Genomic DNA, 23,899 nt, shown 5'->3' with positions numbered 1-23,899 from the left:
GAAACAGTTCTAATTCCTTGCATCATCCAGCTTTTAACTGCAATACCAAAAAACGAAAAACAATTGTAAATCCTTTATTTGCAACTGTTTTACCTGTAATATATCCTTGATGTGTTTTATCTAATACTTTATTTAAAAAAAATCATTTTTTGCAGAAAAACTATTAAAGATTTCTACGCAAAAAGATTTAAAGTCAGATTATTTCTCTTTTTTTATGTTAAGATCACCTCAATATACCTCATTTCGCAGCTTTCAAATTAACAAATTGAAAATTTCACCACTTCATAAAGATTATACACTAAAAAATAGGGGGTCAAAATAAAAAATTAGCAAAAATAAAGAGCATAACCCTATTTTTTATACGGGTATTGAATCATTTTATATTTTTATAAAAAATTTAAAACGAATTAACTATGCGAAAAATTATTTTAAGTGTGATTCTTATCACTATTTTAGTACTAACCTTTGTCTCGAATTTTATGCTATCAGATAACCCAATTCCTGCTGAAGCTGTAAAGTTTGACACAGGAGATACAGCCTGGATGATTGTAGCAACTGCCTTTGTATTGCTTATGACACCGGGATTAGGATTTTTCTACGGAGGTATGGTCGGTAAGAAAAACGTAATCAGCACCATGCTACAAAGTTTTATGGCCATGGTTATTGTTACTCTCCTATGGGTATTCGTTGCTTTTGGACTGGCATTTGGCCCAACTATTGGAGGAATTATCGGTGATCCAATGCCTAATTTATTCTTTCAGGGGGTTGGTACTAATACCGCATGGAGTCTTGCTCCTACGATTCCTTTTATGTTATTCGCATTATTTCAGGCTAAGTTTGCCATCATAACCCCTGCTTTAATTACAGGTGCTTTTGCAGAACGCGTACGTTTCTGGGCTTATTTATTATTCATGGTTTTATTCATATTACTTATATATGCCCCATTGTGCCACATGACTTGGCACCCGGAAGGTATTTTCTTTAAGATGGGCGTATTAGATTTCGCCGGAGGAACAGTTGTACATATGAGTGCCGGCTGGGCTGCATTGGCAGGAGCCATCTTTTTAGGCAAAAGAAAAATTCAAAAAGTAAATCCCGCAAGAATTACCTATGTATTATTAGGGACTGGTTTATTGTGGTTCGGATGGTTTGGTTTTAATGCCGGTTCTGCTTTAGGCGCAAACGGATTAGCAGTACAGGCTTTAGGAACCACAACTGTCGCCGCAGCCGCAGCCGCAATGGCTTGGGTTTTCCTTGACAAAATTCTGGGTCATAAATTATCTGCTTTGGGAGCTTGTATCGGAGCTGTGGTAGGACTTGTTGCCATTACACCTGCTGCCGGTTTTGTAAGCATTCCGCATGCTATCTTTATTGGTCTATTTGCTGCTATTGTGAGCAACCTGGTTGTCAGCAAATTTCCTAAGGGAAAAATTGATGATGCACTGGATGTTTTTGCTTGTCACGGTGTAGGTGGTATGGTAGGAATGTTGTTAACCGGAGTTTTCGCTTCTAAAGCCATCAACCCTGCTGTTGGAGATAATCAGGGCCTAATTTTCGGTTCACCTACCTTGTTCATAAACCAATTAACTGCTTTAATAGTAGTTTCGCTTTTTGCTTTTGTAGGTTCATATGTACTATTTTTCGTTGTAAATAAAATCACTCCGCTAAGAGTCACAGAAGAAAAAGAAGAACTAGGTTTGGACATCTCTCAACACGGAGAATTTTTATAACAATTAATCCCTTCATTTTCCTAAACAAAAAATCCCTCCAGGTTTTAAACCAGAGGGATTTTTACTTTGAATTAATTCAACCTAATACTATATTTTCCTGTTCTCAGAACAAACAAACTCTTATTTAAAATTAGCGATTCCTCCTTTTAACCAATTCAAATACTCATCAGCCCCCACATAACTAATAGTTGGTTTATCATTATGTAAATTTTTACCATTTAAATCTGTAATAATGTATAATGGCTGTGTATTGGTTTTATACTTTGAGATCATAAAATCGGTCCATTTATCACCAACTGTAATTATTTCATCACCTGAAGCTGTTGTAAACTGTTCTTCTTTTGGTAATTCTCTTTTATCATCAACATAAAGAGAGATCAGAACCACATCATTTTTTAAGATTGGCAAAATTCTTTCATCAGACCAAACATTGTTTTCCATTTTTCGGCAATTTACACAAGCATAACCGGTGAAATCAAGCATTATAGGTTTGTTAACCAATTTTGCAAACGCCAATCCATCCTCGTAATCGTGAAAAACCATGATGCCATGAGGTCCCAATTCTGCTCCTTCCGGTAATCCTTCTTCCGATCCTGCATTAGAACCTGCTGATCCTCCAACACCAAATGGACTTTCACTATACTGTGGAGGTGGTGGAAACGCACTAATTAATTTTAAAGGCGCACCCCAAAGACCCGGAATTAAATAAAATGTAAATACCAAGGTAAGCAATCCTAAATACAATCTTCCTACTGAAATATGTTGCAATGGACTATCGTGAGGTAAAGTAATTTTCCCAAACAAATACAAAGTCAACGCTCCAAAAATGGCGATCCAGATTGCTATAAAAACTTCTCTTTCTAAGAAATGCAGCTGTAAAACTAAATCGGCATTTGATAAAAACTTAAAAGCCAAAGCCAATTCTAAAAATCCTAAAACCACTTTTACCGTATTCAACCATCCACCCGATTTTGGCAATGAATTTAACCATCCCGGAAACATCGCAAATAACATAAATGGTAAAGCCAAAGCTAATGAAAACCCTAGCATTCCAACAATTGGAGCAATTCCTCCATTTGAAGCTGCTTCTACTAATAAGGTCCCAACAATCGGTCCCGTACAAGAAAATGAAACAATTGCCAGAGCCAATGCCATAAACAATATCCCTATTAATCCTCCTCTGTCGGCTTGCTGATCGGCTTTATTTGCCCATGAATTTGGCAACATAATTTCAAAAGCCCCTAAGAAAGAAGTAGCAAATACAATAAGGATAACGAAGAATATCAAATTAAACCAAACATCTGTAGACAACGCATTTAATGCATCGGCTCCAAATATTTTAGTCACAATCAGTCCCAAAATAACATAAATAGCAATAATTGAAACACCGTAAATAATAGCATTTCGAATCCCTTTTGCTCTGCTTTTACTCTGTTTTGTAAAGAAACTCACTGTCATCGGAATCATTGGAAAAACACAAGGCGTTAACAATGCTGCGAAACCTGATAAAAATGCGATGAAAAAGATAGACCACAAACTTCTTTTCGAAGCCGGAGCCGGCATTTCTGCTTTTTCTGTTGTTGAAGTAACTTCTGTTTTTACGTTTTCTGTTGCAGGTCCCACTACCTCTTTTGTTAAGGTATCAACAGCCAATCCGGCGTTTTTAGTTTCGTCCAATTTTGATTCCGATACTGTCGCAACTGCCTCCATTTTAAAGGATGCCGGAATTACAATTGAGAACTTTTTACTGGAATTGATACAAACTTCTTTACAAACCTGAAAGTCAAAGTCAACATCAACTGTTTTTAAATCCGGGTTTGTAATTGTGATTTCCTGTTCGATATGTGCCTTCCCTTCAAAGAAAGTTTCATTCACACCAAAAATATCATTAAAAGCCGTTTTGGTTTTACCCTCTTTGGCTTTGCCAACTAAAGTATAATTCCCTTTTTGATTTTTAAACGCAATTTCCAACGGAAGCGGGCCTCCATCTGGCGTAAATTGCGAATACATATGCCACTCTTTTTCTATCACACCATCAAAAATCAAAACTGCATTACTTCCTGATTTCTTTTCAATTTTAGCCGTCCATTTTACCGGTTCTAAAATTTGAGCATTGCCTTTTGCAAAAGCAAAAATGAAAAATAACAAAAATACAATGGTTTTATGCCAACCATTTTTTGAGATAATCGTCTGATAAGATTGATTTGAGTTCATTATTGTAATTCTATTTTAAGTATTTTAGTAGTTGTGTTTTCAATTTTAAATCGTTCGTCCTGGCGGATTCCAACAACCCAGACAATTTGGTTGTCAGAACACAAAATCCATGTTTTTTCTTTTTCAAGCAGAGACAATTTTTCATCTTTAAAGAGTTTGCTCACTTTCTTAGATTTGCCCTGCATTCCAAAAGGATAGAAAAGATCTCCCTCATTCCATTTACGTAAAATCAGAGGAAACCGGATTTTTTCGACAGCAACAAATATAGCCTTATTTGAATCTATAGTAATGTCATCTACCTGACAAAGCCTTAATTTTAAGGGAAAATTAACGTCTGTATCTGTTTCATTAATTATATATTCCTCATTTTCACCCTCTTCTAAAATCGGGGATAAAATCAATGTATTTCTGTTTTTCAACAAGCGAAATTCCGCTGCAAAAACTTGCTTTCCGGATTGTCCATCCACTAAGTCATAAATATCATTCCAGGCAACAAATCCAAATTCATTCAACCATTGGTACAGATATGATTTATAATTGGGTAACTTTTTAAGCTGAACTAAATCAAAATGAATATCATCCTCCATTTCTTTGGCCACCTGTTGATAAATCATAATCGAAGCGTCTTCAACCATCACCTGTGCTTCCTGCAAAAAAGATTGTGTCTTTTGAAAAGCATTCAGAAAGTTAGGATTGATTTCTTTTAAAATCGGAACTAAATCATGGCGAATTTTATTTCTGAGGTATTTATTAGAGGCATTACTGCTGTCTTCTCTCCATTGGATATTATTTTCTTGAGCATACTTCAAGATTTCCTCTCTTGAAAAAGGCAAAAGCGGACGAATAATTTTATCATTTTCTTCCGGTATTCCGGTTAATCCATCCAATCCCGTGCCTCTTGCTAAGTTGATAATAAAAGTCTCCAGATTATCATCGGCATGGTGCGCTGTTAGAATATAATCGAAATTTTCGGTTTCCAAAAGCTCATAAAACCAACTGTAGCGCAACTCACGAGCCGCAACCTGAGTCGAAAGTTTATAGTCTTTCGCAAAAGCCTCCGTATCAAACTGTGTTATAAAAATAGGGATTTTATTTGTGTCGCAGTACTCCTGGATGAAATTCTGATCGCCAAAACTTTCTAAGCCACGAAGTTGGAAATTACAATGCAAAACCGCAATTTCATATGGTAATTGTTTGAGCAAATGCAGTAAAACCATACTGTCTAAACCTCCACTAACGGCAAGAAAGAGCTTTTTATCTTCTAAAAAAGAAAATCTGGAAGCGACATGATTTTGAAACTTTGAAAGCATTCGATAAAGATAAAGATTAAAATTTTATTAATTTTCAAATGAAATGTTAAGCGCGATAAAAATATTTACTTCCGTTCAAACGACAGATAAAAAACAGGTGAAGCAAGCTACAAGAATTACTTTTTATGCAGATTAGTTTTTTTTGCCACTGATTAAAGGATTAAAAAGATTAAAAAAAATCTGTGCAAATCTTTTTAATCTATGGCTATATTTTTTTTGACACGAATCTTCGCGATTTTTTTGATTTAATTTTTTTTAAAATTAGCAAACAACAAAACATTAATTAGTAAACATTAGTGTAATTCGTGGCCACTCATTTTTATTGCAAAACCTCATGCATCGCCTTAGCTTTCAGCAAACATTCCTCATATTCTTTTTCCGGAACGGATTGTGACGTAATAGCACTACCAACAGAAAACGAAACATACTTATTTTCCTGATTGTACAAAATACTTCTAATAACGACATTAAAATCAAAATCACCCGAAGGTGTAAAATATCCAACGGCACCACTGTACAAACCACGTTTGGTTTCTTCCAGATTTTCAATAATTTTCATTACAGAAATCTTTGGCGCTCCCGTCATACTTCCCATTGGAAAAGTGGTTTTTAAGACATCAATTGGGGTATATTGGGCATCTAGTTTTGACGTTATAGTCGAAATCATCTGATGCACTTGTAAAAACGAATAAATAGCGCAAAGCTCTGTAACTTCAACGGAACCTTTCTGGGCAGTATGCGACAAATCATTTCGAACCAAATCGGTAATCATGATATTTTCGGCACGCTCTTTTGCATCCTTCCTAAGATACTCCTTTGATTTTTCGTCTTCTGTAAAATCTGAAAAACGTCTTGAAGTTCCTTTTATGGGTTGAGATAGTAACGTATCTCCAACCTTTTTCAGATACCGTTCGGGTGATGCGGAAAGTAAAAATTGCTTATCATTTTTAAAGAAAACCGAAAAAGGCGCTTGTGAAATCTCATTTAACTTTTGAAATTTCTCTATAGGATTTATAATAGCATCCTCAGCAAAAAACTCCATGCAAAAATTAGCTTCGTACATATCACCTACGTGAATGTGCTCCAGCATTTTTGTCACTTTTTCGACATAAGATTCTTTTGAAATTCGTTGCTGTACTTCGATTGCGCCCAGTGTCTCAAATGATTGAGAATGACTGTTCGTAATTTCTTCAAAATCAAATTCAACCTCATCATCACAAAGAAACAGGTATTGAATTTCAAGCTGATTTCCTTTCAATAAAAATATTTTTTTAGGTTGAAAAAAAAACAAATCCGGAAAATTCAATCCATCAAAATTGGACGATTTTAATCTCTCAATATTATTTTTTAAATCGTAAGCTAAATATCCAAAAAGCCAATCTTTCGTGGTCGATTGATATTGTTTCAAATCATCGAAAGCGTTATGAAAATCTGTTTTCACAGAAGTAAAAGCATCTACAGCAAGCAGGCAATCAAAGCTTGAATATTCTTGTGGATAGGAATTACTGTCCAAAAAAATAACCTCACGGAATTGTTGCGACCAAATTAAAAGCTGTTGTTTAAGTTGCTCCGGATTGGCAATAGGTTTATGAATTGTAACTCTCAAAAGTGGTATAATTTAGACTTCAAAATTACGACAAAAAAAATCCTTCAATAAAATAATACCGGAAAAAATATTGGCATGCTTTTTAGTATACGAGATTAATACCAATCCTTAAAGCTGTTTCTAACAATAAAAACGGTTTACATCGTGTAAATCCATAACTAATCCTCTTTTAATCTTTTAATCCTTTATGAAAACAATTACAAAAGTAAGTTTAACTACACTGGCAACTATTACATTGCTATATTCCTGCAAAAAAGCAGATGATGCATCACTCAACGATCAGACCGCAGATTATGCAACTGCAGTTGCAGACAGCGCCACAGTCTCTTCTTCTGCCGCAGTAGAGAAAAAAGACAGTAAGCAAAAGTTCATCAGAACAGCCGATATTAAATTTAAAGTCAAAAATGTTGCTAAATCAACTTATGCGATTGAAAATACAGTTCAGAAATTTGGGGGTTTTGTCACCTATACCAACTTACAAAGTAATATTCAGGAGCAGATTAAAACCAAAATTAGTCAGGACAGCACTTTAGAAACTACAAAATATACGGTTGAAAACAATGTTACGATTCGTGTACCAAATACGCAATTGGATACCGTAATCAAGACCATTGCCAAACAAATTGATTTTCTGGACTCGAGAGTCATTAAAGCGGATGATGTTTCTTTAAAATTGTTATCCAATCAACTGGCACAGAAAAGAAATGTGGTTACCGAAAAAAGAGTCGCAAAAGCAATTGATACCAAAGGCAAAAAAATGACCGATATCATGCAAGCCGAAAATGCTTTAGCCACCCAAAAAGAAGCAAAAGACAATACTATAATTGACCAACTGTCGATGGAAGATCAAATCAACTTTAGCACCATTACGCTACAGCTTTATCAAAAGGAAACGACAAAACAGGAAATTACAGCCAGCGATAAAGACAGTAACTCTTACAAGCCGAATTTGGGCATTCAGATCATTGATTCTTTAAAAAATGGCTGGTACATTCTTGAAGCCATATTTGTCTTTATTCTTAATCTATGGCCTTTTATTCTGATGGGTTTTGGTGGCTTCTTCCTCTATAAAAAATACGTAAAGAAATAAGCTAAAAACTGTTAATTAAGTAACAATTTTATAAGAAAAAATTCGTTATATTTGATATAGCATTCTATTAATCTTAAAATAGATTGTTTTGATTGTAAAATCCTCAGTAAAATAAGGTTTAAAATTGATTTTCATTTTATACGAGAATTCAAATTATATCAAGCACATAATTATTTTTTTCAACCTCTTAAAAATCCTAAGTATTATGAAAATTGCTACTATTATTATTCGAGTTTTGATTGGCCTTTTGTTGCTCTTTGCTTCAATCAGTTTTTTCTTTAAGCTGGCTCCTGAACCGGAAGTTACAGGAAATTTTAAAGCTTTTAATATGGGCTTAGTGGCCTCAACTTATTTATTGCCATTGGCAAAATCAGTAGAGTTGCTTTGTGGAATTGCTTTTTTAACGGGTCGTTTTGTAACATTGGCTAATATTCTAATCTTGCCAATTACAATCAATATTTTGTTTATTAATTATTTCATGGCTCCGGAAGGTTTGCCGATAGCAGGACTATTATTCTTAGCCAATTTATTTTTGATCTACAGATATTGGGATAACTACAAAACTGTTTTTACTCCTTAATTTATTATCAAACTTCAAAAAAATAAACCCGACAGGTTTCAAAAACCTGTCGGGCTTGTTTTTTTACTACCTTAGTAAAAAGGACCAAAAAATGAGACTCTTAGCACCCCAACATCGTCTTTTTTGACAAATTTGGCTTTCCCGATACTTTGTTCCCACTTGTCTTTTTTGACATCATAGTCCCTGTTATCTTCTTTTATTGTATATGCTGTAACGAATTCTGCAGTTATAATAGTTTTATTTTTTCTCTGTCTAAAATCAAATCCAAGAAATCTGGTTATTTTCCGGATATATAATTTCGCTCTATTGAAGTTTCCAAAATCCTTATTTGAATAAAGATTGTACCAAGCAAAAAGAATAATTTTCTCTTATAAAGTTACGAATCAATATTTTAAAAAACAAAAAAAACCGCCAGAATGTAAATTCTGACGGTCAAATATAGTTTCGTACTAAATTATACGTGTAATGCTCTGTTATCTGTAGCCGCTAATGCTGCTTCTTTGATCGCCTCAGCAAAAGTTGGGTGTGCGTGACTCATTCTTGAAATGTCTTCAGCAGATGCTTTAAATTCCATTGCAGTAACTGCTTCAGCAATTAAATCAGCTGTACGGGCTCCAATCATGTGAACTCCTAAAACTTCATCTGTTTTGGCATCAGCAATGATTTTTACGAAACCGTCCAAATCTCCACTTGCTCTTGCACGTCCTAAAGCTTTAAATGGAAAACTTCCCACTTTATATGCTGTTCCTGAAGCTTTAACTTGCTCTTCTGTTTGTCCAACAGCAGCAACTTCCGGCCAAGTGTAAACAACACCAGGAATTAAGTTATAATCAATATGCGGTTTTTGACCTGCTAAGATTTCAGCAACCATAACACCTTCTTCTTCCGCTTTGTGTGCTAACATCGCTCCACGAACAACATCTCCGATTGCATAAATATTTGGAACATTTGTTTGTAAATGATCGTTTACTTCAACTTGTCCTCTGTCTGAAATTTTTACTCCAGCTTTGTCTGCGTTTAATCCGTCAGTGTACGGACGACGACCAACAGAAACTAATGAATAATCTCCTTCAAGTGTAATAGTCTCTCCTTTTGCATTTTCAGCCTGAACCACAACAGCATCACCGTTTCTTTCTACTGATTTTACTTTGTGAGAAACGTAGAATTTCATTCCTTGTTTTTTCAATACTTTAGTCAATTCTTTAGACAAAGCACCATCCATTCCCGGAATAATTCTGTCCATGAATTCTACTACAGAAACTTGCGCTCCTAAACGTAAATAAACCTGTCCTAATTCGATACCGATAACTCCACCACCAATAATCACTAAGTGTTTTGGAACTTCTTTTAAAGCCAAAGCTTCAGTAGAAGTGATGATTCTTTCTTTATCAATTTTGATGAATGGCAAAGAAGACGGTTTAGAACCAGTTGCAATAACAGTATATTTTGCTTCAATAGTTTCAGAAGTTCCATCAGCTTTAGCAACTGCAATGTGTGTTGCATCAACGAATGAACCTAAACCATTAAAAACAGTAATTTTATTTTTATCCATTAGGTAGTTGATTCCACCTACGGTTTGATCTACAACTCCTTGTTTACGAGCGATCATTTTTTCTAAATTAACTTTTACATCTCCCGAAACTTCAATCCCGTGATCTGCAAAATGAGCAATCTCTGCATAATGATGCGAAGAAGACAATAATGCTTTTGATGGAATACAACCCACGTTAAGGCAAGTTCCTCCTAAAGAAGTATACTTTTCTACGATTGCTGTTTTGAAACCTAATTGCGCGCAACGAATTGCTGAAACATATCCTCCGGGACCTGAACCTATAATGACTACGTCAAATGAACTCATAGTATTTGATTTAAATTTTTTTAGCGGTTACAAAATTAAGGAATTAAGTTTTGTCTGAAGTTTAAATTACAATGTTTTTTGTGTGAAATTTGAGGGATGATTAACTGCAAGGGGCGTTAGGAGTTATGTGGAGGGGTGGTGTGTTTTTTTTGTTTCAGGTTTCAGGTTTCAAGTTTCATGCTTCAGGTTTTTAAACTTTGTGTTTTACAATAAAAGCCTAAAACCTCAGAATCTTAAAAAACTTTGCCTCTTTGAACCTTTGCTCCTAAAAACTTAGAACCTCAGCAACTCAGAGACTTTAAAAAAACCATACTTAGCATTCAGGCGGTTTTCCACTTCTTCCCAAGAACCTGCCTGACTTTCTCCCGAAAGATATTTTTCTCTTTCTTCTGAAACTAAATCATAGTGTGAATCCGAAACAATAGATTTTTTTTCATCAAGGTTTATGGCATCAAAAACGCTTTCTAAAATTTCTAATTTCGAATCGTCTTGAATAAATTTTCCAAAATCATTTATAAGCTTACGTCTTAATTCTTTAGTTTCCATATCCGTTGAATTTAATTCAAATTTAAATCTTTTTAGTTTTGGATTGTGTTAATCTATTGAATTTAACAGCAACGTAAACCCCCGATTTGAAACAAAGAAACTGAAACACAAAACCTTTGTACCCTACATAACTTTGTTTAAAAAACTCTATTTAGCTATCAAACATAATTCTTTCGTTTTACTTTGCTTTTACTTCATTTAAAACTATTCTAAGTGGAGAACAATTATATCAAGATTTTTAGGTTCTAGTGCGCTGAATCAAAGATTCTCCAAATTTTATAAAATTAAATAATTTTTCCACTGCCCAACTAAGCTCATCTTGATTACAACAGTAATCCTTAATTTCACCCAGTTTATTATAATTTGAGATATTAAATCCTTCTTCAATATCATTATACCAAATAATTTTATCCCCACAGAGAGCTACTACCCAAAAACCTCCTCCTTCATCACCATAATCTTTCTCAGACCATTTTATTGGATCAATTTTAATTGATTGCCAAAAATTCGATAACTCTTCACTCAAATCAGGTTCTGATTTTTGAATTTCATCACTAAGTTCATTAAATGATATTGGCTCCCACTCTTCCATAATCTGTATATTATTATCTTGATAAATACTGTCTATACCAATCTAAAAAATTCATAGGCATTTACTTTTAACGCAGAAACAAAATTTGGCTAAAGCCTTTTCCATGTCCTAATTTAAATCTCCAGCTAAAGCTGGAGGCAATTCATAAATAAAGCCCTGCGATATCAACAACTCGAAATCTTAGCAACTTAAAAAACCTTTAAACCTCTGACCCTTTACCCCTAAATCTTAGAACCTCAGCAACTCAGAACCTCAGCAACTTCTAAAAAGAAATCACCGTAGAATTCTTCACCTCACTAATCATAAACATACTCTGCGTACTTCCAATGTGCTGTAGTGAAGTTAGTTTGGTTACCAAAAACTCCCGATAGGCCTCCATGTCTTTTACGAGTACTTTCAAGATGTAATCATAATCACCGCTTACGTGATGGCATTCTAAAACTTCGTTGAGCTGAATAACTTCACTTTCGAATTTGGTTAAAAACTCTTTGGTGTGTTGAATCAGTTTCAAATGACAAAAAACGACAAACCCCTTTTCGATTCTGGATTTATCGACCAAAGCCACATAATTTTTAATAATCCCTTCGCGCTCTAACTTCTTGATGCGCTCATAAACCGCAGTTACCGAAAGATTGAGCTTTAAGGACAATTCTTTGGTTGTCTTTTTACTATCGGTTTGTAACAAAACCAATAGCTTTTTGTCTGTAGCGTCTAAAGTCATTTTTTGTAAGTTTTTAGGAATGAAAGAAAATCTATTGCAACTTCATTTATTAACCAAATTTAAACAAATAATCTACAAATAATCATAATTATAGTTTTAAAATCTAATTATAACAACAAGTATTGACTTATTTTCTAATATAGATTTATTTTGAAAAATAATTCCAATCGTAGGAATCAATTTCAAAGATCAATATCAATGACAGATATCAATTTGAAAAAATAAAACTAACTTAAAAACAACTCTAATGAACGATTTTAATCCGGCAGACAAAATTCAGGATTTACAATATTTTGGTGAATTTGGTGGTGTCAATCCGTCCATTTCAGATTCTTCTACCTATACTTTTCTTTCCGCTAAAACCATGTTTGATACTTTTGAAGGCAACATGGAAGGCTGTTATTTATATTCCCGTCATTCGTCACCAAGTAATTTGTATCTGGACCAAGCTTTGGCTGCTATGGAAGGCACAGAAACAGCAAATGTCTCAGCTTCGGGAATGGGTGCCATTACACCTACTCTACTGCAATTATGTGGTGCGGGAGACCATATCGTTTCCAGCCGTACCATCTATGGCGGAACCTATGCTTTCCTTAAAAACTTCACACCTCGTTTTGGCATTGAAACGAGTTTTGTAGACATCACAAAATTAGATGTTGTAGAAGCCGCCATCACCTCAAATACAAAAGTTTTGTATTGTGAGACCGTGAGCAATCCATTACTTGAAGTGGCTGATATTGCTGGTTTGGCAAAAATTGCTAAAAAGCACAATTTAAAATTAGTTGTTGACAATACATTCTCACCACTATCTGTTTCTCCTGCAAAATTGGGTGCTGATATTGTAATTCATAGTTTAACAAAATACATTAACGGAAGTAGCGATACTGTTGGTGGTGTCACTTGTGCTTCTAAAGAGTTCATTAACGCTTTAAAAAATGTTAACAGTGGAGCCAGCATGCTTTTGGGACCAACAATGGACAGCTTACGCTCTGCCAGTGTAATGAAAAATCTTAGAACGCTTCATATTCGTATCAAACAACACAGCCATAACGCTCATTTTTTAGCGGATCAGTTTGAAAAAGACGGCTTAAAAACGGTTTATCCGGGACTAAAAAGTCATCCGAGTCATGCGCTATACAAAACAATGATCAATCCGGAATATGGTTTTGGAGGTATGATGACCATTGATGTCGGAACTTTAGAAAAAGCCAATGAACTGATGGAATTGATGCAAACCAGAAATTTAGGGTATCTGGCAGTAAGTTTAGGTTTTTACAAAACACTTTTCAGTGCACCGGGAACCTCAACTTCAAGTGAAATTCCGTTAGAAGAGCAAGCGGAAATGGGATTAACGGATGGGTTAATTCGTTTTTCAATTGGTTTAGATAACGATATTCAGAGAACTTACGAAATGATGAAAGCTTGCATGGTCGAGCTTGGTATCTTATAAAAGCAAAACAATTCTTTATAAATAAATTTGCAAGATTTTTTTTTAGTTTGTTTAAATCCGCTGGAGATTCTTCTTTTAGCGGATTTTTTTTGTTGCCACTAATTGCACGAATTTGCGCGAATTAAGATTTAATAAATTCTTGCCATTCCTGACGGAAATGAATCCGCTTGAAAATATTTTACCAAAGATTAAAAGCATTAAAATGATTTTTTATTGCACGCTGATTTAGCAGATTTGAGCAGATTTAATTTTTCAACTTAATGATAAAATAATCTGCGCTACTCTTTTTAATCTGTGGCAAAAAAACAATTAGTACAAATTCGGGCAATTCGGGCAATTCGTGGCAAAATGAAATCTGCTAAATCTGCGTGAAAAAATACTTAGTCATTTTTACCGCACGCAGATCTAGCAGATTTAAACAGATTCCATATAAAAATAATCTGCGCTAATCATTTTAATCTGTGGCAAAAATTAATTCGTGCAAATTCGCGCCATTCGTGGCAACAAAAAAACCGTTCTGAACAATCAGAACGGCCTTCATTTATATTAGAATTAATGATTTATTACACTTTTTCTACCAAATTCAATTTACTGTTTTTTCTACTAAAGCCAAAGTAAATACAAAGACCAATAAGCAACCAAACAGTGAAATAAATCCAGTTCCAAACACTCAATTCAGCCATCATATACAAACAACAGATTAAACCTAAAAGTGGGATCAATGATAGTTTTTGTCTGAATGCCCATACCGTTAATCCACCTAAAACCAATAAGAAAATCCACATTGGAATTTTGTGTTTGAATAAACTTAATCCGCTTTCGTATTTTAAGGAATCATTGATTGGCAAACCTTTTACAACCTCAGCATATTTTACTTCATCATCTTGGTATTGACTCAATAAATGCTCTAAATCGGATGTTTCAGAAGTTTTATTCTGAACATCTATACTTTTCAGATAATTGAAAACTTTTTCGGAATCATTTTTATCAAGTGACGTAATAATATCAGCCGAACTATTGATTTGAGTTTCATTTGTAATAAAACTCATTGTTGCTTTTTTATTATATCCAAAAGCAAAAATCAATCCGATCGCTAAAAAAGCCGGCATTATATATTGTGAATTGACATAAGGCGTTTTGAATTTCCCTCTCGGGATCTCCGGTTTGTTTTGTAAAACCAAAACTCCGGCACAAACCAAAACGAATGCAAATAAGGTTCCAATACTACATAAATCTGTTACCATAGTAAGATTCAGAAACAAAGCTGGAACTGCCACCACAAAACCGGTAACAATAGTAGCGTAAGAAGGTGTTTTGAATTTTGGATGCACTTTTGAGAAACGTTTTGGCAACAATCCGTCACGACTCATACTCATCCAGATACGTGGTTGTCCCATTTGAAAAACCAATAAAACACTCGCCATTGCTACTACCGCACTTACGGCAATAATTCCTGACATCCATTTTAAGTCTAATTTCTCGAACACAAATGCTAACGGATCACCAACATTTAATTCATTATAACGCACCATTCCAGTCAGAACCAAAGCAATTGCAATGTATAATAAGGTACAGATGATAATCGCCCACATCATTCCGCGTGGTAAATCTCTTTGTGGGTCTTTACATTCTTCCGCAGTTGTAGAAATGGCATCAAAACCGATATAAGCAAAAAATACCGCTGACACTCCTTTTAGTACTCCACTTACTCCATTTGGTGCAAACGGATGCCAATTGGTTGTATCTACATAAAATATACCAACTGCAATAACCAGAAGTACGATACAAAGCTTTACAACAACCATGATATTACTCGCATTACGGGATTCTTTCATTCCGCGGTAAATCAATGCTGTAATTAAAATAATAATCAACAAAGCCGGAAGATCGGCAACGAAGTGAAAAGAACCAAATAAGACCGGAGAGGTATTCCAGGCCGTATAAGCCGATTGTAAAGCCGGCTCTAAGTTCTCGAATGTTTTTCCGCTGTGCATTAAAGCTGTTGCGTTATTGAAGCCGTTTGAAGCGGTCAAATAATCCATTTGAACCCATTGCGGGAGATGAATGCCTCCGCTGGCGAGGAGTCCTGTAAAATAATCACTCCACGATATGGCGACGGTTATATTCCCGACCGAATATTCCATAATTAACGCCCAGCCAATTATCCAGGCTATAATTTCTCCAAAAGCAACATAAGAATACGTATAAGCACTTCCAGAAACCGGTACCATCGATGCAAACTCTGCATAAGCAAAAGCGGCAAAGCTACAGGCAACTGCTGTAAAAAGGAATAGAAAAATTACTGCTGGTCCTCCATCGGCACTGGCTTTACCGATTGTACTAAAAATTCCTGCTCCAACAATTGCAGCTATACCAAAAGCGGTTAAGTCACGAGCAGTCAAGTGTTTGCCTAATGCATTATGACCGTCTGCATCATTTTTTGCAACTTGTTTTAGAATTTCCTGTACTGTTTTTTTTCGAAATAAACTTGAAAATGCCATATAAGGTTTTACGATTAAAAATTAATATATTTCGGACTTTATGCTTTTATTTTACAAATAATGCAAATTTTATCCTGAAATCAAATATATAAAACGATTTTATTTTATTTGGGTTTCGTGATTCTTTTTTTGAACACAAATTGCACGAATTTCCACGAATTGTTTTTTTTGCCACTTATTGAAATGATTCGAACTGATTTAGGATTCTTTCTCGCCACAAATTGTATTAATCTTCACGAATTATTTTTTTGCCACAGATTATTTAATCTTTTTAATCCTTTGCATCTGTGGCAAAATATTTTCTCATCACGAATTTAAAAAATTTTAATTCGTGCAAATTCGTGTAATTCGTGTCTAACTTTTTTGGCCACTGATTAAAATGATTCACACAGATTATTTAATCTTTTTAATCCTTTTAATCTGTGGCAAAATATTTTCTCATCACGAATTTAAAAAATTTTAATTCGTGTAAATTTCGTGCAATTCGTGTCTAACTTTTTTTTTCACCATCAATTACGCAAACTAAAAATTCCAATTCGTGAAAATTCGTGTAATTCGTGTCTAACTTTTTTACTTCAGACAACTCTTCAAAATACTCACCGGATGTTGTGCTTCCCGGCTTGTTCCGTCGTAGATTTGATGGCGACAACTTGTTCCTGCAGCAGCTATTTTTACATTTTCGGCTGTTGAGCGTACTTTTGGGAACAGGGTGTCTTCTCCCATTTGCATGCTTACTTTATAATGCTCTTTTTCATAACCAAAAGATCCCGCCATACCACAACAACCCGAATTATAAATCGTAACCAGATTGTTTTTCGGCAGATTCAGCATCGCGAACGTAGCCTCGATTGAACTCAATGATTTTTGATGACAGTGCCCGTGAATCTTGATTTCTTTTTTCTCTTCCGAAAAGGAATCGGCTGTAATTTTCCCTTTTAGAATTTCTTTTTTAAAGAATTCTTCAATTGTAAATGCATTTTGAGACACTTTAGCAGCACTTTCTTTATCATCTGCCAGACGCAAATATTCATCCCTAAAAGTCAAAATTGCAGAAGGTTCGATTCCGATTAACGGTGTGTCCTCTGAAACTAATTCTTTAAAAACCCCAACATTTATATTGGCGATCTTTTTAGCTTCTTCGAGGAAACCTTTAGACAGATAGGTTCTGCCGCTTTCTTCATGAGCTACAACCAGAACTTCATACCCTAATTTTGTTAAGAGCTCAAAAGCATCGATTCCGATATTAACGTCGTAATAATTAGTAAATTCATCATTAAACAAATACACTTTCCCATTCGGAAAAGCATTGCTTTTTGATTTCTGACTGTCGTACCATTTCCTGAACGTTTTTTTGGCTAATAACGGGACTTGTCTTTCGGGAGCAATACCCATGCTTTTTTTGACCAAAGATTGATTCGAAATAAAATTCGTAATCGACGGAAAAACGCTTCCCATTTTATTCAATTTTGCATTGTGGGCAAAAATCTTATTTCGGGTCGAAAACCCGTTGGCTTTTTGGTATTGGTATAAAAATTCCGCTTTCAAAGTTGCGACGTCAACATTACTTGGACATTCACTGGCGCAGGCTTTACAGCTCACACACAACTCAAAAACTTCGTATAATTCTTTTTGATCGAATTTGTTTTCTTTTTCAGAATACGTCAAATATTCTCTCAGTGCATTGGCTCTGGCACGTGTGGTTTCTTTTTCATTTTTTGTGGCGCGATAACTCGGACACATTGCTCCTCCTGCCGATGGTAATTTTCGACAGTCTCCGGAACCATTACATTTTTCAGCAGCACGTAAAATCCCTAAACTGTCTGAGAAATCCTGAAACGTTTTAATATCCGGTTCTACTCTGCCTGAAATTACACGATGATTTTCATCCATTTTAGGAGCATTTACAATCTTCCCGATATTCAAAACTGAATTGGGATCGAAAGCCAATTTGAGCCTTTTCAACAACTCATAATTTTTTTCTCCCACCATAAATGGAATAAACTCTCCTCGCACCATACCATCGCCATGCTCACCACTCAAGGAACCACGATATTTCTTTACCAAAATAGCTACTTCGGTTGCAATCGTTCTAAAAAGAACCAAGTCCTCTTTTTTCTTTAAATTTAGCTCAGGGCGCAAATGCAATTCTCCGGCTCCGGCATGTGCATAGTAAATTGCTTTTTGTCCATATCTCTCCATCATGGCCGTAAAATCGGCTATATAATTGGGCAAATCGCTCAATTCTACCGCTGTATCTTCAATAGAATCGGCTGCTTTATCATCACCAACAATACTTCCTAGAAGACCAAGACCTGCTTTTCGTAAATCAACAACTTTATCTATATCTGCTCCGTAAATTTTAACAGAAGCGTACCCAAAATTATTCTTCACCAGATCAGCAATTAGAGCCTCTGCTTGTAGTTCTGCATCTTCCATACTGTGAGAAGCCAACTCAAACATCATAATCGCTTTTGGTTCTCCCACCAGAAAAAACCTATTTTTAGCTTGCTCTCTATTTGTTTTGGTACATTCTAAAATAATATCATCAATCATTTCGCAAGTGTACAAATGATGTTTCATTGCGACTACAACAGATTCCAGAGATTCCTGAATGCTGTGATAATGCGCCACCACCATAATATTCTGCGTTGGCGGTAAATCATCTACTTTTAGCGTGACTTGTGTAGTAAAAGCTAAAGTTCCTTCACTACCACAAAGCAGTTTCCCCAGATTAATCGTAGGTTCTGTTCCTCCAAACAAATCCGATTTTAATAAAAGATCTACTGCATAACCCGTATTTCTTCTGTGTATTTCAGGTTTTGGAAATTCATTTATAATTTCCTGCTGTGCCGCTTTATCGGAGAGTTCTTCGAAAATATTTTTGTATATTTTATTTTCTAAAGTATCACCTTTGGTCTTTTCGATAAATTCTGCAGAGGTAATTTCATTAAAAACCACTTCGGAACCATCACTCAAAATTGCATTAATAGTTACAATTTTATCACGGGTTACTCCATATCGAATCGAAGTTGTTCCGGACGAATTATTTCCGACCATTCCACCAATCATACATCGGTTTGAAGTCGAAGTATTGGGACCAAAAAATACACCGTGAGGTTTTAGAAATAAATTCAATTCATCCCGAATCACTCCGGGCTGTACGGTAACCGTTTTTTTAATCGGATCAAAAGCCAGAATCTTGGTAAAATTCTTAGAAACATCTACCACAATTCCGTCACCGACGGTTTGTCCTGCCAAAGAAGTTCCGGCAGTTCTGGGCGTAATCGAAACATTATGTCGCGCCGCAAACCGAATCAGCTTACTTATATCTTCATTGGTTTTAGGTAATGCCACCGCTTTTGGTCTCATTCTATACACCGAAGCATCGGTCGAATAAAGCGTTTTATGAAGATCATCATATAAAAGTGTACCTTCTAATGATTCTGCTAATTGCTGCAACTCCTTATGTATTGACATAAAATCTTGATTTATTATCTATTCTAAACTACAAAAATACTTCTTTTTGAGGTTCTGAGTTTTTTTCATTAAAAACAAATTTTTAACGCGCAAAACCAAGTTTTCAAGCTGTACACTTGCTTTATTTTACGTTAAAAAAACTTTACCCCTCTACACCTCAGCACCATAAAAACCTACAAAACAGTAACCCCGGCCTCAACAAAGTTTTTAACCTTAGGGCTTTTTGGATTCAAATCGGTAATTACGGCATGTAGTTGTTCTAAGCCGCAGACTTTGTGCATCATTTTTCCGTTAATTTTATCGGAGGTTGCCATGGCAATCACTTTTTCAGAAACTCTGATCATTTCTTTTTTAACTACTGATACTTCATAGCCCATTTCGGTAAGTCCTTGATTTTCGTCAATACTACTGACTCCCAAAAAGCAAATATCAGCTTTGATTTTAGACAAAACGTGCACCACATCGATACCAATGGTCACCATTGCGTTTTTCTGCAGTTTTCCACCGATAAAAATCAGTTCAATATTGGGGTGCTGCGACAATTGCATCGCGATTGGGAGACTATACGTATATATGGTAGCGGAAAAATCTATTGGAATTAATTTGCAAAAAGACAGGTTTGTAGTTCCACCACTCATGATGATTACCTGTCCTTCTTTTAAAAAAGCCAAGGCTTTTTGACCTACAACTATTTTCTTTTCTTCGTTGATTATGGCAATATCAAAAACGTTTTTAGAGTTGCATTTCACCAGAAAAGCGCCACCATACACTTTGTTAATCAACCCTTTATTATGAAGTTCATTAAAATCTCTTCGGATGGTATCCTCAGAAATATGAAGTTCAATGGCAAGATCGATGGTATTAATTTTTTCAGTTTCCTGAAATTTATCCATGATGTACTGATGTCTTTCTCGTTTCAACATTTACTCTAATTTTTTTTCAAATATAAAACTTAGTCTATTAGAATCCTCTTAAAAGAAAAGTCTCTTTTAAATCAAAAAGGGAATGTAAAGATATAAAAAAATCGCAAACTGTTTGCGTTATTATGCGTTATTTTACACAAAAACAAAATTTAACGCATAAATTTGCAATTTACCAAAATATTTTATACATTTCAACTCTCTAACCAATCCAAAAAACCTTAAAATGAAAAAACTACTATTTATTTTATTTGGAGTTCTTTTGTTTGCGCAGCCACTTTTTGCACAGACAAAAACGGTAACCGGTACTATTATAAGTACAACCGACAACCTTCCTTTACCCGGCGTGACAATCCTTATTGAAGGAACTTCCAAAAGTGCAATCACCGATTTAGACGGAAAATTTAGCATTGCGGCAAACGAAAATGACAATTTGATTTTCAGTTTTATTGGCTTTGCTTCAAGAACAATTAAAATTACCTCAGCCACTACTTCGTTAAACATCAAAATGAAAGAGGAACTCAACACACTTTCTGAAGTTGTAGTTTTAGGATCAACCGTACGTGCTACCCGAAAAGAGTTGGGGAATGCTGTAACCAGTATCAAAGCAGAAGATTTAGTAAAGGCACAACCCGGAGGTTTATCTACTGCCCTGCAAGGTAAAATTGCCGGAGCTCAGGTTTCTCAAAACTCGGGAGATCCTGCAGGAGGATTTAGTATCAAACTGAGAGGAACATCTTCTATCTTGGGTTCTTCAGATCCTTTATATGTTATTGATGGTGTGGTATTAAACAATGCCACAACAAACGTTACCAATCTAAATGTTACGACAGGTAACTCGAACATGCAAATTGGTCAAAACAGATCAGCAGATATTAATCCGAACGACATTCAGAGCATTGAAGTTTTAAACGGTGGTGCTGCGGCAGCCATTTATGGTTCAAGAGCAGCAAATGGAGTGGTTCTTATCACGACCAAAAAGGGAGTTGCAGGAGAAACGAGATATACTTTTTCTACCAGTTTAACTTCTAATACCATACGCAAAAAAGTAGATGTAAATCTATCTAACAAACAATTCGTAAATGCTTCTCCTGCCCTGTTCCCAATTCAGGGAAATCCGGCAAGTCCAACTACCGTAAATGTACTGAGCAGAAATTTAGAGACCAGAACGATAGACGTACAACGTTACGATTACCAAGATGATATTTTCACCACCGGAATTGGTACAGATACTTATTTCTCTGCCCAGGGTGGTGACGAAAAAACGAAATTCTTTGCTTCGTTAGGCTATCTGACAAACGAAGGAATCGTAAAAAACACTGATTTTAAAAGAGGTGGTGCCAAGATTAGATTAAAACATGACTTTAATTCTAAACTATCGGCTACAATGGGTTTAAATTATGTGAATTCGGCTTCGAATGAAAAACCGGATGGAAACGTTTTTTGGAGTCCAATAAATTCCATAAATATTACAAACAACACCTATGATATCAATCAGAGAGACAACAACGGAAACTTATTGGCTGTAGATCCAAACAGAATTAATCCTTTGTCAATTATAGAGACTTTTAAAATCAAACAAAATACAGATCGTATTATTTCTGATTTGCAATTGAACTATGTTCCTTTTAAAAACTTCAATGCCGATTTGATTTTTGGTATTGACAATTACAATCAGAGAGGAAATGTGTACATTCCGAGATATCCTTATGTGGTCAATCCTGCTTATTATAACGATGGTTATGTTTCGGAAGCTACTAATAGAGTGGTTCAATTTAATAATGATTTGAACTTAAGATATGTTTGGAACGTTAATTCGAACTGGAAAGCAACCACTTTTGGAGGTTACAACATTCAAACTTACAGAGACAACTTCGCAGCTATTGAAGGTCGAAACTTAAAACCTTTTGTTGAGTCCATTAATGCTTTTAATACCTTAATCGCAGGTTCACCAAGCGCCAGTCAGTCCAAATACAATTTATGGGGTTACTATTTACAGGAAACTATCGGATACAAAGAAAAGCTGTACCTTACTTTGGCGGGAAGACAAGATGCTTCGACTATTTTCTCTAAAGACAACAGATCTCAGTTTTATCCAAAAGCGAGTTTGAGTTATGTCCTTTCTGACGAGCCTTTTATGCAGCACATAGACAACGTACTGAGTACTGCCCGTTTGAGAGCTTCATGGGGAAAATCGGGAAGTTTAACCGCGATCAGACCTTATGCGCGTTTTACGAACTATTCTACAGGAACACTTCTTGGTAATACCACCTTTACACTCGAAGGTTTCAAACAAGGAAACCTGGATTTGAAACCGGAAAGAAGTGCTACTTATGAAGTCGGCGGGGATTTTGGTTTCTTAAAAGATCGTCTAAATTTATCTTTTAGTTACTATAATGCCGATATCGAAGATTTGCTTTTACCGGTGCAACTGGCGGCTTCACAAGGAGCAACCAATACAATTCAGAACATTGGTCAAATGAACAATAAAGGTTTTGAATTAAATCTTAGATACGATGTTATCAAAAAAGAACATCTGACTGTTGGCGTATTCGTTAATTATAGCACGAACCGCAACAAGGTAACCGGATTACCTCAGCAGCGTTTTAAACTGGACAGCAACCTTGCCGGAGCGCCTGTTTTTGTTGAAATGAACAGACCAATTGGTATTTTCTACGGCACTTATTTTGCCAGAAATCCGGACGGAAGTTTATTACTTACACCAACCGGCTATCCACAAACCGAAAAAGGAGATGTAAATACCGGAACACCACAGCGTGATCCTTCAGGACAACCAAAGGGGACAATTTTAAACAAAGAAATCGGGGATCCGAATCCGGATTATATCATTTCGTTTGGAGCGAATTTAAACTACAAAAAATTCGGTTTCTCGATTCTTTTTGATGGTGTTCAGGGAGGTGATGTATTTGATGCCGATTACAGAACCAGACAAGGTGTAGGATCAGGAACTATTGTAGCACAAGAACTTAATGGTGAATTACCTCGTGGCTATATCTGGTCGGTTTATAATATTGAAGAATTCAGAGTTGTTGATGGAAGCTATCTGAAACTAAGAGAGGTTTCGCTTAATTATTCGTTTGGAAAATTAAACAGCTTTTTTGATGATTTGACGGTAACTGCAAGTGGAAGAAACTTAATTTCCTGGGACAATTTCACCAGTTTTGATCCGGAAACCAACTCCGGCGGACAGTCTTCTGTAGCGAAGTACAACTTTGGTACGGTGCCAATTCCGAGCAGTTATTCAGTAGCATTGAAATTTCAATTTTAATTAAAAAAGAAAACA

General features: G+C 35.4%; 15 protein-coding genes. 5 read left to right on the top strand and 10 right to left on the bottom strand.

Going from position 1 to position 23,899, the window contains the following annotated elements; translation table 11 throughout:
• The first annotated feature begins 413 nt into the window (after positions 1-413).
• Positions 414-1,730 carry an ammonium transporter gene (locus ACHRV5_RS11370; RefSeq protein WP_230004943.1) on the top strand — a complete coding sequence of 439 codons (1,317 nt, stop codon included), beginning with the start codon at positions 414-416 and terminating at the stop codon, positions 1,728-1,730.
• Between the two features lie 120 nt (positions 1,731-1,850).
• Here ACHRV5_RS11370 and ACHRV5_RS11365 read toward each other — a convergent pair whose 3' ends face one another.
• From ACHRV5_RS11365 to ACHRV5_RS11355, 3 genes are all read right to left on the bottom strand, one after another.
• Positions 1,851-3,944, bottom strand: a complete 2,094-nt coding sequence (locus tag ACHRV5_RS11365; RefSeq protein ID WP_395426825.1) for a cytochrome c biogenesis protein CcdA — start codon at positions 3,942-3,944, stop codon at positions 1,851-1,853.
• Positions 3,944-5,254, bottom strand: a complete 1,311-nt coding sequence (tilS, locus tag ACHRV5_RS11360) for a tRNA lysidine(34) synthetase TilS (protein WP_395426824.1) — start codon at positions 5,252-5,254, stop codon at positions 3,944-3,946. The genes ACHRV5_RS11365 and tilS overlap by 1 nt, the downstream gene beginning before the upstream one ends.
• Before the next feature lie 319 nt (positions 5,255-5,573).
• Complete coding sequence (locus tag ACHRV5_RS11355; RefSeq protein WP_395426823.1) at positions 5,574-6,860, bottom strand: anthranilate synthase component I family protein; 1,287 nt, start codon at positions 6,858-6,860, stop codon at positions 5,574-5,576.
• 187 nt (positions 6,861-7,047) lie between these two features.
• Here ACHRV5_RS11355 and ACHRV5_RS11350 point away from each other — a divergent pair, with 187 nt between their 5' ends.
• Positions 7,048-7,950 (top strand): DUF4349 domain-containing protein, encoded by a 903-nt coding sequence (locus ACHRV5_RS11350; protein ID WP_395426822.1) that lies wholly within the window; start codon positions 7,048-7,050, stop codon positions 7,948-7,950.
• Between the two features lie 205 nt (positions 7,951-8,155).
• On the top strand, positions 8,156-8,530 hold the full coding sequence (locus ACHRV5_RS11345) for a DoxX family membrane protein (RefSeq protein WP_047778248.1): 375 nt from the start codon (positions 8,156-8,158) through the stop codon (positions 8,528-8,530).
• Between the two features lie 454 nt (positions 8,531-8,984).
• On the opposite strand, the gene lpdA is transcribed toward ACHRV5_RS11345, so the two are convergent.
• From lpdA to ACHRV5_RS11325, 4 genes are all read right to left on the bottom strand, one after another.
• A complete protein-coding gene (lpdA, locus tag ACHRV5_RS11340; protein ID WP_047778247.1) occupies positions 8,985-10,388 on the bottom strand; it encodes a dihydrolipoyl dehydrogenase in 1,404 nt (467 codons plus the stop codon).
• Between the two features lie 273 nt (positions 10,389-10,661).
• Positions 10,662-10,934 carry a hypothetical protein gene (locus ACHRV5_RS11335; RefSeq protein ID WP_395426821.1) on the bottom strand — a complete coding sequence of 91 codons (273 nt, stop codon included), beginning with the start codon at positions 10,932-10,934 and terminating at the stop codon, positions 10,662-10,664.
• A gap of 238 nt (positions 10,935-11,172) precedes the next feature.
• Positions 11,173-11,526 carry a hypothetical protein gene (locus ACHRV5_RS11330; RefSeq protein ID WP_047778243.1) on the bottom strand — a complete coding sequence of 118 codons (354 nt, stop codon included), beginning with the start codon at positions 11,524-11,526 and terminating at the stop codon, positions 11,173-11,175.
• Positions 11,527-11,788: 262 nt separating this feature from the next.
• Positions 11,789-12,247: an Lrp/AsnC family transcriptional regulator gene (locus tag ACHRV5_RS11325; protein ID WP_047778239.1), complete on the bottom strand. Its 459-nt coding sequence runs from the start codon at positions 12,245-12,247 to the stop codon at positions 11,789-11,791.
• Positions 12,248-12,494: 247 nt separating this feature from the next.
• Between ACHRV5_RS11325 and ACHRV5_RS11320 the strand changes: the two genes are divergently transcribed.
• Positions 12,495-13,697 (top strand): aminotransferase class I/II-fold pyridoxal phosphate-dependent enzyme, encoded by a 1,203-nt coding sequence (locus ACHRV5_RS11320; protein WP_395426820.1) that lies wholly within the window; start codon positions 12,495-12,497, stop codon positions 13,695-13,697.
• A gap of 563 nt (positions 13,698-14,260) precedes the next feature.
• On the opposite strand, the gene ACHRV5_RS11315 is transcribed toward ACHRV5_RS11320, so the two are convergent.
• The 3 genes from ACHRV5_RS11315 to ACHRV5_RS11305 form a co-directional block, all read right to left on the bottom strand.
• The gene (locus ACHRV5_RS11315; RefSeq protein WP_047778234.1) at positions 14,261-16,198 is read right to left on the bottom strand and encodes an amino acid permease; all 1,938 of its coding nucleotides are present in this window, start codon (positions 16,196-16,198) and stop codon (positions 14,261-14,263) included.
• A gap of 570 nt (positions 16,199-16,768) precedes the next feature.
• The gene (locus ACHRV5_RS11310) at positions 16,769-19,675 is read right to left on the bottom strand and encodes an FAD-binding and (Fe-S)-binding domain-containing protein (protein WP_395426819.1); all 2,907 of its coding nucleotides are present in this window, start codon (positions 19,673-19,675) and stop codon (positions 16,769-16,771) included.
• Between the two features lie 173 nt (positions 19,676-19,848).
• A complete protein-coding gene (locus ACHRV5_RS11305) occupies positions 19,849-20,598 on the bottom strand; it encodes a DeoR/GlpR family DNA-binding transcription regulator (protein ID WP_047778231.1) in 750 nt (249 codons plus the stop codon).
• Positions 20,599-20,821: 223 nt separating this feature from the next.
• Here ACHRV5_RS11305 and ACHRV5_RS11300 point away from each other — a divergent pair, with 223 nt between their 5' ends.
• The gene (locus ACHRV5_RS11300; RefSeq protein ID WP_395426818.1) at positions 20,822-23,884 is read left to right on the top strand and encodes a SusC/RagA family TonB-linked outer membrane protein; all 3,063 of its coding nucleotides are present in this window, start codon (positions 20,822-20,824) and stop codon (positions 23,882-23,884) included.
• Positions 23,885-23,899: the final 15 nt, after the last annotated feature.

Origin of the sequence: Flavobacterium sp. FlaQc-52, from assembly GCF_044007495.1 — a bacterium.
GTDB classification, from domain to species: Bacteria; Bacteroidota; Bacteroidia; order Flavobacteriales; family Flavobacteriaceae; genus Flavobacterium; species Flavobacterium cupriresistens.
The sequence above is the reverse complement of the archived record's forward strand: the minus strand, read 5'-3'. Positions and strand labels throughout refer to the sequence as shown.